The sequence below is a fragment of the Alteromonas macleodii ATCC 27126 genome (genome assembly GCF_000172635.2).
In the GTDB taxonomy this organism is placed as follows: Bacteria; Pseudomonadota; Gammaproteobacteria; order Enterobacterales; family Alteromonadaceae; genus Alteromonas; species Alteromonas macleodii.
This window is the reverse complement of record NC_018632.1, coordinates 1,250,050-1,265,316: the sequence shown is the minus strand read 5'-3', so window position 1 is coordinate 1,265,316 and position 15,267 is coordinate 1,250,050. Positions and strand designations below refer to the sequence as shown.

The window sequence follows — 15,267 nt, the reverse complement described above, 5'->3', positions numbered from 1 at the left end:
ACTTATCGTTTATTCGAAAATGGTCACTTGGTTGCGGCCATTTTCTTTTGCAGTGTAAAGTGCTTGGTCGGCATGGGTTAACATTCTGTCGTGATCTCTCGCGCCATCTGCACTTGCTACACCAATACTGATTGTGACTTTCAGCGTTTGCGCTATAAAACTGAAATCATGTGCTGCCACGATTTTTCGAACATGATCCATAGCTACCCTTGCATTTACCAAGTCATATTCAGGTAACAACACAGTAAACTCTTCGCCGCCCCACCTTGCACATTTAGCATAATGCGGAACTTCGCGATTTAATATACGGGCCACCTCAGTAATGACTTTATCCCCTACTAAGTGAGAGTACTGATCATTTACCTGTTTAAAATGGTCGATATCGATAACGGCAAGACATAGAGGAGATTGTTTCGCTTTAGCCTCTTCAAAATATTGTACAAGCCAGCGGTCGAATGCTCGTCTATTTGCAATACCGGTTAGATCATCGTGAGTTGCTTGGAACTCGAACCGCTTGGTTTGTAATTCTAGTGATCTGGTTTGTTCATCGACCCTTTGTTTTAAAATCATTTCTGATTTTTTCAAGTGATGAAAACGTACTTTATAAAGTGCATAGATAACAAAACAGAAGAAAAGAAAAACCGAGAATTTAAAAGCAAATGTCTGATAAATACTGGGTAACACGCGAATAGAAAATGGTGACGTAATCTCTTGCCAGGGACCACCAATGTAACGAGCACGTACTTTAAACTGATAACGACCAGGTGCTAAATTAGTGTATTCAGTCATTCTAAATTGATGACGGTTAACCCAATCTTGGTCATATCCTACTAACATAGCCTGATACTCTATACGCGAAGGCATAGCGAAACCCAACCCTGCATACTGAAACGCAACTCGCGTGGTTAACGGCGTTACGTCTACTTCCCTTTTATCCGTATCAAATTGCTGGTCAGCACCGTCCAGTAGTACCGCCTCTATACTTACCGGAATAGGGAATTCACTCAACATGGCGAGGTTTGCAGGCGTCACTGTGGCGAGCCCTTTCGCAGTAGGAAGCCAAACATTTCCGTCTACATCGACAATCTGAGATGGCTGTGATCCACCATTGATTTGAATACTCGCCAGGCCATTTTCTTCCTTAAAATGCTCAAATTCCAATAATGCACTTGGATGTGTCAGACACTCCTTAAGACTTGATAGTGAAGTGAGAATGACCCCTTGGTTTGAACTTAGCCATACACCGCTGTTGTGATCTATACCGATTGAAAACAGTTTATCTACGGGAAGCCCCTGCGACTTTTCGATTACACTAAGTGCCTGAGTAGCATTGTCAAAATACGCAAGTCCTCGATCGGTTGTAATCCAAGTTCCCTTTTCAACAACGCTAAAACTGAACGCGTGCTGCGCATCTGAATGTTCAGGAAACGAAACTACGTGCACAATACCCTGTTGGATAAAGGCTAGCCCTATCCCTGTAGCAATCCAGATTCGTCCTTCACGATCTTCTGCCAAGCCCATCGAAAAATGGGCAGGTAGCCCATTTTGTTCATTAAAATGGCTTAGCTTTCCATCTGGTGTTTGTTGAACCACACCTTGCGCCGTGGCATACCAAATACTGTTATCACTCGCTAAAAGAATGGCCCTTACTTCATTACTCGGTAACCCTAAATGTCTATTGAGGTACGGAGTAAGTTGGTCGTTTTCATATCGCAGTACACCTTTTGTGTAGGTGCCAACTAACGTTACCTCTTCAGTTACCGCTGCCAAACTGAGTACAGAAAAAGCTTCACCCGTAGTAAGCGATGCGCTGGAAAACGCATCATTGGAAAATATATCTAATCCAGCACTTCCACCTGATAAAAGTTTGCCATCAGACGTTTGCAAAACAGTTCGCAAAAAGTCTCCACTCATTCCTTGGCTTTGCGAGAATGTGGTAAATAGCGCACGACGCAGCCTAAACAAACCACCATTAGTGCCAATCCAGATATTTTTTTCCAAATCTTCAAGCAGTGAAAAAACACGGTTATTGGGAAGACCTGCAGTTGCATCCAGTTTTTCTAGGCCTAAGTCACTTAGACGATAAAGGCCATGATTGATGGTGCCTACCCAAATGCTATTTTGATGATCAAGCAAAATACTACTAATTGATTTGTCGGCAAGTGAGCTGTGAAGTAGCGCGAAGGTACCGTTTCTTTGCTGCCAAACACCGTGTTCCGTGCCAACTAAAACACGTTTTTTGCTATCAAGAGCGAGAGTAAATGATGGACCAGAGAGTATGTTGTGGTCGGGTACAGCTAGCTGAAATTTATCGTTTATGTATTTGAATAACCCTTGGTTTGTTGCAAACCAGATTACGCCAAATCCGTCTTCGATTATGCGGTAAGCACTCGAATTTACAATGTATTCTTTTTGCGTACCGTCAGGCGTTCTCATTGCAATCCCCGTGTCTTCCAGCGCAAACCACAACACGTTATTACTGTCTCTGAATGCATGATTAACCATTGAAGACAGGGGCGCTTGAGCATGCCACTGCTCGGCAATAAGCGACGTTATACCGCCTCGGTTTCCTGCCACAAGTAGCTCGTCGCGGGGCTTGTTGTAATACAAGCTTCGAATGCCGGAGTCTGGTAATCCTGTTTGCGCGCCGCGGGTAAATACAGTGAACTGCTGACCATTAAACCGAGCAACACCTTCCCAAGTACCCGCCCATAGATACCCATTGGACGTTTGTGCTAATGCGTGAATACTGTTGTGAGGAAGCCCGTCTTTCGTTCCCCACGATTGAGGGAAATACCGGTTGAGCGGCATGAGCTGAGAAGACTCTACCGAAAAGCCATCTATGGGTATCACCCACAGCAAACACATCACAAAAGTGAGAGACACAAACTTCAATGGCTTCTCGGTACATTATTAGATAGACGGTGTAATAATACCTCTATCTATTAACTAACACAAAAATTGTGGTTTTTAGTTATCGTCGGTCAACGACAAGCTAATCCAAACTAACCTGTGATCTGAGCTGGCTTCGCGGTCTTTAACTAATCGATATAGGTCACTGGTTTTTGCAGGCCAGAAAACGCCAGCATCGTTCACATCGAAGCCAAATCGAGATGGCAAAACATAGTCAGCTCTGGCTCCCCAATAGGCAGTAAAGCGGTTACTAAACTCTGCACCTGACGCGCCTGCACCACCTGCGCTTGTTGGAATGATGTCGTTATTAACTAACGGGTGCTCAGTTAACTGTTCAATTACACCCTCGCGATGTTTATCTCCAATATCCGCCGCGTTAAAATCACCAACAAGTACAAAACGCGCGTTCTCTGACAGGCTGACTTTCTCGCCATTATCATCGTAAATGTAGGCCCCTTTATCCGGAGAAAGGTAATCTGCCATAAGCCTAATTTCGTCAAAGTTGCGCTTGCCGTTGCGATCCTCGCTTCCATCGAAATTAGGTGGTGTTGGATGCATAGCAAGTATGTGTACGGTTTTGCCCGCTACTTTCACCGGCACATCCCAGTGAGACTTAGAACTCAACCTTAGCGCAGCCCACTCTTCTACGTCGTACCATGGCTTGCCCTTATCAGTACTTCCGCTCTCATCGGGAATAATAGGAACCTGTGGATGAGGCATGTGATGCCATTTAAACGTCTGAAAAGTGCGAATACCATCAACATCAATAGGGTATTTCGACAAAAGCGCCATGCCATATTGCCCGGGATAAAGCCCAAAGCCATATGCATCGCCACCAAAACCTTCTGCTTTGCCATTGTTATCTAAGTCGAATTTCGTGGGCTCCCCTGTGTTGACTGTGGCCACATACGTATATAGGTAATCCACAGGCTCAAGGCCGCCTTGTGAAACATTCAGGTAGTTCTTAACAAATGCATCTACCCCTTTACGCTTATCTGCAATGTAGTCAAATTCATTCAACATCAAGATATCGGGGTTAACGCGTTGAATAATTTCAGCAATGTTTTTAACTTGGCTATGCTCACCCGTTGAAAGAACGTATTGAAGTACCTGATCGCTCGGCTTCATACCCAACGCTTTGTAGTTAGTGGCTTCCATACTTACATTAAACGTTGCAACTTTAAGCATTTGCTCTTCTTGCGAGCTAGCTAGCGTAGATACGAATAATGCGGGTAGAAGAGCTATCGCACAGAAAAGCGCCCTATTTTTCATGTTGTTACCTGTAAGTAAAAGCGAAATGCAAAGATAGCAACTTTAGCGACTTATCTGAACTTTTTTGTTTTATTAAAGACCGTTGTATCAACAAGACAAACATGCTCTCGCTCTTACACAAAAACGGAATTTATTTTCATAAATGAGACCTATGAAAGAAATATTTTTTACTATAAAGCCCTAATACTAAAATAATAGAATCAAATACTCGTTCTTAACTGGTATTCTATTTTTGTTTTATACAGCTAGCATTAAGCGAACTACGCTTAACGTTTCGCATTTTGGGTGAATGAGAGAAGGTTATGAAAAGCTGGGTTTCAAAAGCGATCAATATTATCAATGCAGATTATCAACGTTCGGCTGATACGCACTTAATCAAATTAGAGCAGATCGCCTTTAGAGATATTGATATCTACCTTAAAGATGAAAGCACCCATCCAACAGGCAGCCTAAAGCACCGTCTAGCCCGGTCCCTTTTTCTATACGCCCTTTGTAATGGAAAAATTGTAGAAGGAACTACTGTGGTTGAAGCCTCGTCAGGCAGTACAGCGGTGTCTGAAGCTTATTTTGCTAAAATGATTGGCGTTCCGTTTGTTGCGGTTATGCCTAAATCTACCGCCCAAAGTAAAATCGCGCTTATTGAGCGATATGGCGGGCAGTGTCACTTTGTAGATTGCCCTACGCAAATGCACAGCGAAGCAACCAAAGTAGCTCACGAGCTTAATGGTTATTTTATGGATCAGTTCCTTTTCGCAGAGCGCGCTACAGACTGGCGAGGCAATAACAATATTGCTGAGAGTATCTTTGAGCAAATGAAAGCCGAGCCCCACCCTATTCCACACACCGTGGTTATGAGTGCAGGTACAGGTGGAACATCAGCCACCATAGGGCGTTACATTCGCTACAAAGGTCTCTCTTCTCAGCTTGTCGTGGTAGATCCAGAATTCAGTGTGTTTTTTGATAGCTTCAAAAACAACGATCATACACTTACTGCTACCCGTGGTAGCCGCATAGAAGGGATAGGACGCCCTAAAGTGGAAGCCTCTTTTCAACATGACGTTATAGATGACATGATTGCCGTTCCCGATGCCGCCAGTATTGCAACCATGCATTGGTTAAACAACACCATGGGGATTAAAGCCGGCCCATCTACCGGCACAAACCTATGGGGCGCATTAAGTATTGCTGAACAAATGAAGCAGCGAGGAGAAGTGGGATCGATCGTAACGCTTATGTGCGACAGCGGAGAGCGGTATAGTGAAACTTACTATAATGCTGGTTGGGTAGAAAAGACCATTGGCTCTTTCGCTGAATACACCACCAAACTAGAGGCCATCGGGGCCCCTGCTTAAATAGCCTGTTTCTGCTGTTTAAAGTGCTGGGGCGTTATGCATCGCGCAGCACTTTATTCAAAGCGTTTATCTCTATACATTGGCGATATACTTCTCATTGATAAAGCGCGCAAAATTATGATCAAAATAAAAAACGTTGTTAGCTGTACAGTTGCATTTGCCACAGCGTTTGCTGCACACACTGCCTTTGCTACCAGTACATCGACTGTTGAAATTGCGAACACAAGCAACACTAGTATTAACCAAACCGCAGACGCGACCGCCAACGCTGACGTCCCTAACAACAATTACGAAAGCGTTTTTGCTAACCTCGCGCTTCATTGTATTCATCAAGAGTTTCCAAATGTAGTGAAACACATGATGAATAACGGCGATGACGTTAAGGCACCAAATCAACTATACCCTTCATTTTATGGTTGTTTAGACTGGCACTCGTCGGTTCATGGCCATTGGCTTTTAGTAAGAATGCTAAACACTGCGCAAGATGCAGTGGATAAGGATGAGATCATTGAAAAGCTCAACATCAGCTTCACGCCTAAAAATATCCAAGGTGAATTGACGAGCCTTAAGCGTGAAAACAATGCCTCATTTGAACGCCCCTATGGTCTTGCTTGGTTCCTGCAGCTAACCGCTGAACTACGTCAATCTTCCCTTCCTGAAGCAACAAAATGGCTAAATACTTTACGTCCTCTCGAGGACGAAATTGTAGCCAGAGTAAGCGCATGGTTACCCAAATTAGCTTACCCAATCCGAACGGGTGAGCATAGCCAAACCGCCTTTGCTTTTGGCTTAATGTTGGATTGGGCGAAAACAGCAGGTAATAAGGAGTTTGAAGCGCTGTTAACGTCCAGGGTGAAAGACTACTATCAGGACGATACACAGTGCCCTCTTGCCTACGAACCTTCGGGACAAGATTTCTTATCACCGTGTTTGGCCGAAGCTGATTTAATGCGAAGAGTAATGTCTAAAAAGGACTATAGCCAATGGCTTTCAGCATTCTTTCCTAGCCTCACAGCTAGAACATCAAATTGGCTAGCTCCCGCTACAGTGACTGACAAGACGGATGGTAAACTCGCTCACCTAGACGGGCTGAACATCAGCCGAGCGTGGATGATAGAAGGCATAATGCAAGCTTTGCCTGAAGGTGACAAACGCTTACCTGTGCTTAAGAAAGCATTAAGTTCACATCGTGAGGCCGGGCTCAACGCGGTGTTTGGTGACATGCACTACATGGGCAGCCATTGGCTTGGCAGCTTTGCCAGCTACTTAGAAACACAGCACGGTTTGAATTAACTTATATCCTACTAAAGTGTGAGATGAATGAGCACTAAAGTGCTATTCGTCTCACACGCCTACCGTGGCATGCTCATTCTATGGTGATATGAATAAAGCGCAGCTATGGAAATTTTACTTGTTGATGATCACGCAATAGTGAGAGAAGGCTTTTCTACACTGTTATCTTCGGTACTCGAAGGCGCTGTCGTCACCAATGCAAAAAATGCGCAGCAAGCCACAAATGCACTTCGTGCCAACCACTTCGACCTCATTATTTTAGACATTAATTTAGGAACCACCAGCGGACTCACGCTAGCGGAATATATTGTTCAGCGCTGGGAGCACGCAAAAGTACTTATGTTCAGCATGTTCGATGATATTTCCATCATCGATAGAGCTATGAAACTAGGGGCAATGGGCTATGTTAGTAAACAAAGTGAACCTGATGTACTGATAAGCGCGGTGACATCTATCATTAAAGGCCGCCGTTATTTAGAACACAATACTGCCATTGAGCTCGCTACATTCAACCTGTCACATTCCGGAGGCAACTTAACAGATCTGACACAAAGAGAGTTGGATATATTCCTTGGTATAGCGAACGGGCTTTGCCGAAAACAGGTCGCTGAAAGCCTCAACATTTCTGAAAAGACGGTCTCAAACGTTATCACCCAGCTCAAGCGAAAACTTGAGCTACAGACAAATGCCGAGTTTGTTCACCTTGCCGTAAAGCAGGGTTATATCAAAATTGCCAGCTAAACAAGCGCCACTAAACAAGGTCGGGAAAACTTCCCTGTACTTTCGTATCTTTTTTATACCCCTTTGGTACTAACTTTGTCTCATGATTAAGATATCTCATTTAAATCAACACATTAGCGTTTTTATTACACTTCAATCTAAGGGAATTTTTCCCGCATTTTGAAGGACGGAATCCGTTTATCAGGGCCTCTACTTAGTTACATACTGTTAACACAACATCAAGGTAACAGTGGAAATAAAACTATGGCTAAGTTCTATTCAAAGGCTTCATTGGCCTTAAGCGTAATTATTGGTTTAGGTACGAGTTCACATTTATATGCGGACGATGGCGTGACATGGGCAGACATTGAAAATGATGCCAAGACGCCTGAGAACGTACTGATGTATGGTATGGGTCCAGAAGCTCAGCGTTACAGCGGACTTGATCAAATCAACAAAGAAAATGTACACATGCTATCTCCGGCTTGGGTGATGAGTTTTGGTGATGAAAAGCAACGGGGTCAAGAGTCCCAGGCAATCGTGTACGACGGTATTGTCTATGTAACCGGTAGCTACTCCCGTATCTACGCCTATGAAGCAAAAACAGGTAAGAAGTTGTGGGACTACGCCCACCGCCTTCCAGAAGGTATTCGACCGTGTTGTGACGTGGTAAATCGCGGCGCAGCAATTTATGGTGACTTAGTCTTTTTCGGTACGCTGGATGCTGGCGTTGTTGCCCTTGACCGGCTAACAGGCAAAGTAAAATGGAAGAAGCGCTTTGAAGACTATCGTGCAGGCTACACCATGACGGGGGCACCTACGATTGTTAAAGACCAAAAGTCAGGAAAGGTCATGCTTATTCACGGTTCATCAGGTGATGAGTTTGGTGTTGTAGGAAAACTGTTTGCACGCGATCCTGAAACCGGTGAAGAGATTTGGATGCGTCCATTTGTTGAAGGGCACATGGGCAGATTAAATGGAAAAGACAGCACGCCTACTGGTGGTTCATACGAAGTGACAACGTGGCCAAAGGATGAAAACGGCGAAATGGTTGAGGCTTGGCACCACGGTGGTGGCGCACCATGGCAGAGTGCAAGCTTCGATGTTGAAACTAACACTATCATCATAGGTGCAGGTAACCCCGCTCCTTGGAATACATGGAAACGCACCGCCAAAGGCGGCGATCCACGAGATTGGGATAACCTTTATACTTCCGGACAAGTGGGTGTAGATGCAACCACTGGTGAGGTTAAATGGTTCTATCAACATACACCTAACGACGCATGGGATTTCTCTGGCAACAATGAACTTGTTCTATTCGACTATTACGATAATGGAAAGCTCATAAAAGCGACGGCTCATGCAGACAGAAATGGCTTTTTCTATGTAGTTAACAGACAAAACGGTGAATTCATCAGAGGCTTTCCCTTTGTAGATAATATCACGTGGGCCACACATATAGACCCTGACACGGGTCGCCCAGTTGAAGTAGACGGACAGCGCCCGCCACTGCCTGAGCCGGGTGAAAAACGAGGAAAGTCAATAGAGGTATCGCCTCCATTCTTGGGCGGAAAGAACTGGAACCCGATGGCCTACAGCCAGAATACCGGCTGGTTCTATATGGGCGCAAACCACTGGAAAGAAGACTACTGGACGGAAGAAGTGACCTATAAAAAAGGTGCCGCTTACCTAGGACAGGGTTTTAGAATTAAGCGCATGTATGACGACCACGTGGGCGTACTTCGTGCCGTAGACCCCATTTCAGGTGAAATTAAATGGACACACAAAGAGAAACTTCCTATGTGGGCTGGGGTACTGGCGACGAAAGGCGGACTCATTATTACCGGAACGGGCGATGGCTATGTCAAAGCTTTCGATGAGGAAACCGGTGAAGAACTTTGGAAGTTCCAAACGGGCTCGGGCATCATTTCATGCCCTATAACCTGGGAAGAGGATGGTGAGCAATACATCGGCTTAGCGTCAGGGTATGGTGGTGCAGTACCTCTATGGGGAGGAGATATGGCTGAACTCACCAAACCTGTGGCGCAAGGTGGTTCGTTCTGGGTATTTAAACTTCCTAATCACAATAAAAAGCAAAACGTAGCTAAACAATAGCTTTACCTTTGCAACAAACCCAACCGAGAGGCGGTGAAAACGCCTCTCGGCATTAAGGAGCTCTCATGCGCTTACGTTTTCAAGCAACCAAACAACTCCCCATATTATTAGTTGTCCTATATTCAGCAACTGCCAGTGCCATTCCCGATTTCGAAGATGACGTGAAAATTATCAACGGATGTGAAATAAAACCAAAGACAGTGTGTAGTGATACAGACTTAAGCGGTGCTGATTTAAGCCATGCAAATTTGCACGGGGCAGTATTCACCAACGTTAAGTTCAACAAAACAGATTTAAGGCACGCCAACTTAAGCTATGCGACGTTTAAGAAAAGTAACCTAGATCACGCTGATTTAGCTACCGCCAACTTAAAACACGCAGATTTACGCAGCTCAAAAGTTCGCAACGCTAACTTAGAAGGCGTAGATGGCTGGGCGCTTTTCGGTCAAGGGGTTGATTTCACTAACTCCAACTTTTCAGGTGCTAACCTGGACCAAGCGCGTTTATCAGGTGCGACAATGGTAAACACCAACTTACGTGCCGCACGCTTAGAGCGGGTTTGGATGAACAAAGCAAACTTTGAAGGTGCTTCACTGATTAACGCCAATATTCAGGAAGCAAAACTGAACGATGCAAGTTTGTATCGAGCAAACCTAACCGGCACGCGCATCCACTACGCAACATTTCAGGGCACTTTCATGGACGAATGTATAAACTGTCCTATTAACTGGTAACTGTGATTGGGTGGAAAGAAAACATTGAGCCGTTCGATATAGCCAGCGCCCATTACCTTCACTAACACCCATTCATACTTACTTTCTTAATATCCCCACTTTTGCTCCCATTCATCTAAAAGAGGGGGACATTCAGAGAAAAGCGTTGGGTAGTTCTCATACTTTTGCATTGAAGACTTATACACTGGTTGACTAACTTGATAGTAGCTCGGTGTTTGGAACAAAGGCGAACTATTACTTTCTAAGGTCTTAGTCTCCCCTTCTGTCAGCCCTGAAAACTGATATATGGATGCTATAGAAGATTCAGGGTCAGCAACAACATCTTCATATTTAATGCTTATTGCTCTGTCCCTTAAGATTGGTTCCATTTTTTCCCAGCACGTGAAGACTTTATTATAAGCCTCAGCGAATTGCTCAACGGTGTACAAGTTTATTTCCTCGAACTGTAAACAACTCAACGCAACTGCCTTCGGGTTACGTAGGCAACAAAGTACTTTTGCGTTAGGAAATAAGGTCAACATTGCAGGTAAATAAGGGAAGTTAAGCGGCATCTTATCTACGATGAGTTTATTGCTGTTAACACTAGGAGAATAAGCCGTTAAATGCTCAAGATAGTCATTTGCCAAAGCGTCTAGTTCACTTTGGTTTGTCCGCTTTATATCACCCGTCTCAGGGTCAACAATCTCGCGTTCAACCATCTGGTTATAAAAGGTTTCTACAGCATCTGTTTCTTCTAATAACTCAACATTCGCATTTTTAAGTAACAAACTTTCTATCAATGTCGTTCCCGAACGAGGAAATCCAACAATAAAGAGAATGTTTGTGCTGTTACTTGACGCGTTAACGATAGGAGAAGGTGATACATCAAAACCATTGAGCATGACGCCAGAGGACAAATCTGCGAATTTACTGGAATGAAGGTTATTCACGTTATGTGCGATAAACCTGATGACCTCTTCGGCATCGCTAAAACGCTTGAGCTTTTCAAGGTTTCTAATCTTCTGGTAAAGATGAGGAAGGCTTTTGGGTTGTTTTACTAAGAAGTGCTCGTTAATTCGCAGCCCCTCTTCAAACTCTCCTTTTGCGAAGGCCAACAGCGAACGTTTTAACTCGTGTTGCTCCTTGTCGCCCTCAGCTTGAATTAATTGAATTTTGCCAAGAAACTTCTCAGCTTCAGCTAGCTCACGCCTGTTTTCGTTAATATTAAAGGCCAGCTCTAGTAACTGAATGTTATCGGTGTTTTCAAACTTTCTATTGAGGACATCAAGGTTGTCTTTAGTGGCATTGAGTAGCCAAGAAACATAGTCTAAGTACGTCAGTAACTCTTCTTTATCCGATGAATCAGCGAGGGAAAGTGATTTTTCAAGATGACGCTTTGCATGAACGTAACGCTTCGACTCCAATGCTGACAACGCCAAAAAATAGTGGATCGAATAAGAATCTGAGTACGTTGAACTTAGCATATTACTCTGCTTAGCTAATTCTCCTCTCGAATGAATTCTGTAACATGCTTCTGTATACAGTTCAGCGCTAAGTTTATCGCTTAGATGAAGACCCTCTCTTTTAATATGCGCGACCAACTGAGACCATTTTTCCTGCTGATAAAGACACTTACTCAGGCTTTGTCCGTACTGAATATTTTTAGGATTTTTTGCTATTGCTTTTTCATATGCTAACTGTGCTTCTTCATATCGGCCAAGCTCAGACATTAAATTTCCAAGTGCATGAAAAGCAACGTGGTAGTTTGGGTTAATTGCTATCGCTTTTGAAAGCTGCTTTTGTGCGTCATCAAACCGCTCAGCTTCTTTTAGCAATAGACCATAATTATACGCCACATCAGTGTTTTGAGGATAATCAGACTGAAGGCTTTCAAATATTTCAAACGACGTAGTAAATTCAGCAACCTTTCCTAGTGCCGTAGCATATACCATTTGTGCCATTGGATGCTGCTCATAGACAGGAGAAAGCGTCGATATGACTCGGCTAAATTCACCGGCACCGAACGCCTGCATTGCTTGATTTATTATTTCTTGAGTAAGTTTCATGAATATTTTATTTTTGGAGATATGTGCGTCTGTAGCAGATTTTGCAGTAATGATTTGTCTATAGTAACACGCTAAAAGTTGAATTTAAGCACTCTCAACTAACCATGCACAAAACTAAAACCTCGAACATTCACCGAAGACTGGCCACGCGTAGATACTGCAATTACAAGGTGGCCAGTCTTAATTTAGTAGGCTTCAAATTTGATTACCTAGTTTCAGCTATTTTACTTTGGCGGCAAGCTCGGCAGTTTCTTTACCCAAATTTTTAAGCTGCTTAATCGTCTTTTCATCCGTAATTGCGCCATCTTCCATAAGCGTATTTACCTTCGCAATAGCTTTTTGGTTCGGCAGCACCATGGTACCTAGATTTTCAAGTAACATTCTCAGTACCACCAGCACGCGCATGCCGCCTAGCCCACCAGCAGACGCAGCCATAATTCCAGCCACCTTACCGCGATATGCTTGTAATGGCTTTTCGCCTTCCCCCATGCGCGATGCCCAGTCGATGGCATTCTTTAGCAGTGCGGGATAGCTTGAGTTGTATTCTGGTGAAGCAATAAGAAAACCATCATGGCTCATTAGCAATTCTTTGAACGCCTGTGCTTTTTCAGGCATACCAAACTCGGCTTCCTCATCTTCATTAAACAACGGCATTTGAAAGTCAGCGAGATCTATAACGGTAACCTCTGCGCCAGCTTCACGTGCGCCCTCTGCGGCAACTTTCATAACAGCTTGGTTGAATGAACCTTTACGGGTACTACCTGCAAATGCAAGGATCTTAGTCATTTGAGTTTCCTGTCGTTAATTTAAGTAGTGTTCTAGTTGTCTGATTTATAGGAAGCTATCGCCCTATCGGTTCTAATCGAAATGTAATACCACTGTACCTGCTGTTACACGTGTACCTGCGGTTACACGCCGAGATTACGAACATTTTAAATCTCGCTGAGTACGCAATAATCTATACCCACTGGTATAAGAATCACGATTAGCGCAAACGAGCGTTGTAGGGTTGACGCTTATGTTTCGCATAAAAAAAGGCTGACAATCAATGTCAGCCTCTTTGTTATCAATATGTATGTTGTACCGCGAACACTACATTTTTTCTAGTGTTTCGATGCCAAGTAGGGTTAATCCTTGCTCTAGCGTCTTGGCAACCAGAGCTGACAACGCTAGACGGCTATCGCGTACGGCTGGCTCAATACCGTCTTTTAACATCGGGCACGCTTCGTAGAATGACATAAATGCTGAAGCCACATCATAGAGGTAAGTACACAGTACATGAGGCGTGGCTTCACGAGATACTGTACCAATCACCTCTTCAAACTGCATAAGTAATACAGCTAGCGCGTGCTCTTGTTTCTCAGCAATATTGATATCTACTGGCATGGTGGCCATATCCACACCCGCTTTTCTGAACAAGCTTTTCACACGGGTATAGGCGTACTGAAGGTAAGGCGCGGTGTTACCTTCAAAGCTTAGCATGGAGTCCCAATTAAACATGTAATCAGTTGTGCGGTTTTTAGATAGGTCAGCGTATTTCACAGCGCCAATACCCACCTTGTGAGCGACTTCTTTAAGCTCGTCTTCACTTAAATCGTTGTCGCGCTCGGCGATAAGCTTACCCGCACGCTCAACGGCTTCATCAAGCAATTCGACCAGTTTAACTGTACCGCCAGTACGCGTTTTAAATGGCTTACCGTCACTGCCTAGCATCATTCCAAATGGGCAATGCTCGTAAGTTTGCTCTTCTTTCATAAAGCCCGCTTTACGGCCCACAATTTCAGTTTGCTTGAAGTGCAGTGCCTGACGCGCGTCAGTAAGAATCAGCGTACGGTCAGCGTTTAACTTGCCGCTGCGATAGCGCATTGCCGCAAGGTCTGTCGTTGCGTATAAATAGCCGCCACCCGACTTTTGAACGATGTAAACCGCAGGGTTACCTTCTTTATCAGCAAGCTCAGGTATAAACACCACCTGCGCACCTTGGTCTTCTACTGCAAGGCCTTTCGCTTTAAGGTCACTGATTACGTTGGCTAAATCGTCGTTGTAAGCCGACTCACCCATAATATCTTTACGGGTCAGGCTTACGTTTAGCTTGTCGTACACTTCTTCTGAGTGAGCAATAGACACGTCAATGAACTTTTCCCATAGCGCCAGACACTGAGCGTCACCGCCCTGCAGCTTAACTACGTATTCACGGGCGCGGTCGGCAAAACCTTCTTCTTCGTCAAAGCGTACTTTGGCTTCGCGGTAAAAGTCTTCTAGATCAGAGAGCGCAGTTTCAGCCACTTCATCTTGTAGCTTGTCTGAAAGGTGCGCAAGCAACATGCCGAACTGTGTGCCCCAGTCGCCCATGTGATTTTGACGAATAACGTTGTGGCCCAAGAACTCAAGTACTTTAACCACAGCATCGCCGATGATGGTAGTACGCAGGTGTCCCACGTGCATCTCTTTGGCCAGGTTAGGCGATGAGTAATCAACAACAATGTTTTGTTCTTTTGACTTAGCAATACCTAAACGTGGGTCGGTTAGTGACAACTCACACTGATTAGACAGCCATTCGTCATTTAAATGAACGTTGATAAAACCAGGGCCCGCCACTTCTAGCTTGCTGGCAATATCGTCGAGCTTTACAGTCTCAACAATTTTCTCTGCAATATCGCGCGGCTTTTGCTTAAGCTGCTTGGCTAGCGCCATCGCGCCGTTAAACTGATACTCACCAAATTCAGGTCGAGCGCTGCGCGAAACTGGCACTGGCGCATTTTCTACGCCCATTTCTTGTAGAGCTTCAGTGAAACGGTTAACTAATAGTGCATGTATATTCAT

Annotated in this window: 10 protein-coding genes; 5 read left to right on the top strand and 5 right to left on the bottom strand. The window is 44.4% G+C overall.

Features of this window, described 5'->3' with window-relative positions; genetic code table 11:
* Nucleotides 1-9 precede the first annotated feature (9 nt).
* Nucleotides 10-2,868 carry a ligand-binding sensor domain-containing diguanylate cyclase gene (locus MASE_RS05380; RefSeq protein WP_415857822.1) on the bottom strand — a complete coding sequence of 953 codons (2,859 nt, stop codon included), beginning with the start codon at nucleotides 2,866-2,868 and terminating at the stop codon, nucleotides 10-12.
* A gap of 102 nt (nucleotides 2,869-2,970) precedes the next feature.
* Nucleotides 2,971-4,185, bottom strand: a complete 1,215-nt coding sequence (locus MASE_RS05375) for an endonuclease/exonuclease/phosphatase family protein (RefSeq protein WP_014948735.1) — start codon at nucleotides 4,183-4,185, stop codon at nucleotides 2,971-2,973.
* 302 nt (nucleotides 4,186-4,487) lie between these two features.
* On the opposite strand from MASE_RS05375, the gene MASE_RS05370 reads away from it, so the two are divergent.
* The 5 genes from MASE_RS05370 to MASE_RS05350 all read left to right on the top strand — a co-directional run bounded on the left by MASE_RS05370 (nucleotide 4,488) and on the right by MASE_RS05350 (nucleotide 10,399).
* Complete coding sequence (locus MASE_RS05370; RefSeq protein ID WP_014948734.1) at nucleotides 4,488-5,537, top strand: PLP-dependent cysteine synthase family protein; 1,050 nt, start codon at nucleotides 4,488-4,490, stop codon at nucleotides 5,535-5,537.
* Nucleotides 5,538-5,573: 36 nt separating this feature from the next.
* Nucleotides 5,574-6,830 carry a DUF2891 domain-containing protein gene (locus MASE_RS05365; protein WP_014948733.1) on the top strand — a complete coding sequence of 419 codons (1,257 nt, stop codon included), beginning with the start codon at nucleotides 5,574-5,576 and terminating at the stop codon, nucleotides 6,828-6,830.
* A gap of 105 nt (nucleotides 6,831-6,935) precedes the next feature.
* Nucleotides 6,936-7,571, top strand: a complete 636-nt coding sequence (locus tag MASE_RS05360) for a response regulator transcription factor (protein ID WP_014948732.1) — start codon at nucleotides 6,936-6,938, stop codon at nucleotides 7,569-7,571.
* Between the two features lie 243 nt (nucleotides 7,572-7,814).
* Nucleotides 7,815-9,665, top strand: coding sequence for a methanol/ethanol family PQQ-dependent dehydrogenase (locus MASE_RS05355; RefSeq protein ID WP_014948731.1), 1,851 nt, complete (start codon nucleotides 7,815-7,817; stop codon nucleotides 9,663-9,665).
* 65 nt (nucleotides 9,666-9,730) lie between these two features.
* Nucleotides 9,731-10,399: a pentapeptide repeat-containing protein gene (locus MASE_RS05350; RefSeq protein WP_014948730.1), complete on the top strand. Its 669-nt coding sequence runs from the start codon at nucleotides 9,731-9,733 to the stop codon at nucleotides 10,397-10,399.
* An 86-nt stretch (nucleotides 10,400-10,485) separates the two neighbouring features.
* Here the strand turns inward: MASE_RS05350 and MASE_RS05345 are convergent, their stop codons facing one another.
* The 3 genes from MASE_RS05345 to argS all read right to left on the bottom strand — a co-directional run bounded on the left by MASE_RS05345 (nucleotide 10,486) and on the right by argS (nucleotide 15,267).
* A complete protein-coding gene (locus MASE_RS05345) occupies nucleotides 10,486-12,444 on the bottom strand; it encodes a sulfotransferase family protein (protein ID WP_014948729.1) in 1,959 nt (652 codons plus the stop codon).
* Between the two features lie 219 nt (nucleotides 12,445-12,663).
* Nucleotides 12,664-13,230, bottom strand: coding sequence for an NADPH-dependent FMN reductase (locus MASE_RS05340; protein ID WP_014948728.1), 567 nt, complete (start codon nucleotides 13,228-13,230; stop codon nucleotides 12,664-12,666).
* 306 nt (nucleotides 13,231-13,536) lie between these two features.
* Nucleotides 13,537-15,267: an arginine--tRNA ligase gene (gene argS / locus MASE_RS05335; RefSeq protein ID WP_014948727.1), complete on the bottom strand. Its 1,731-nt coding sequence runs from the start codon at nucleotides 15,265-15,267 to the stop codon at nucleotides 13,537-13,539.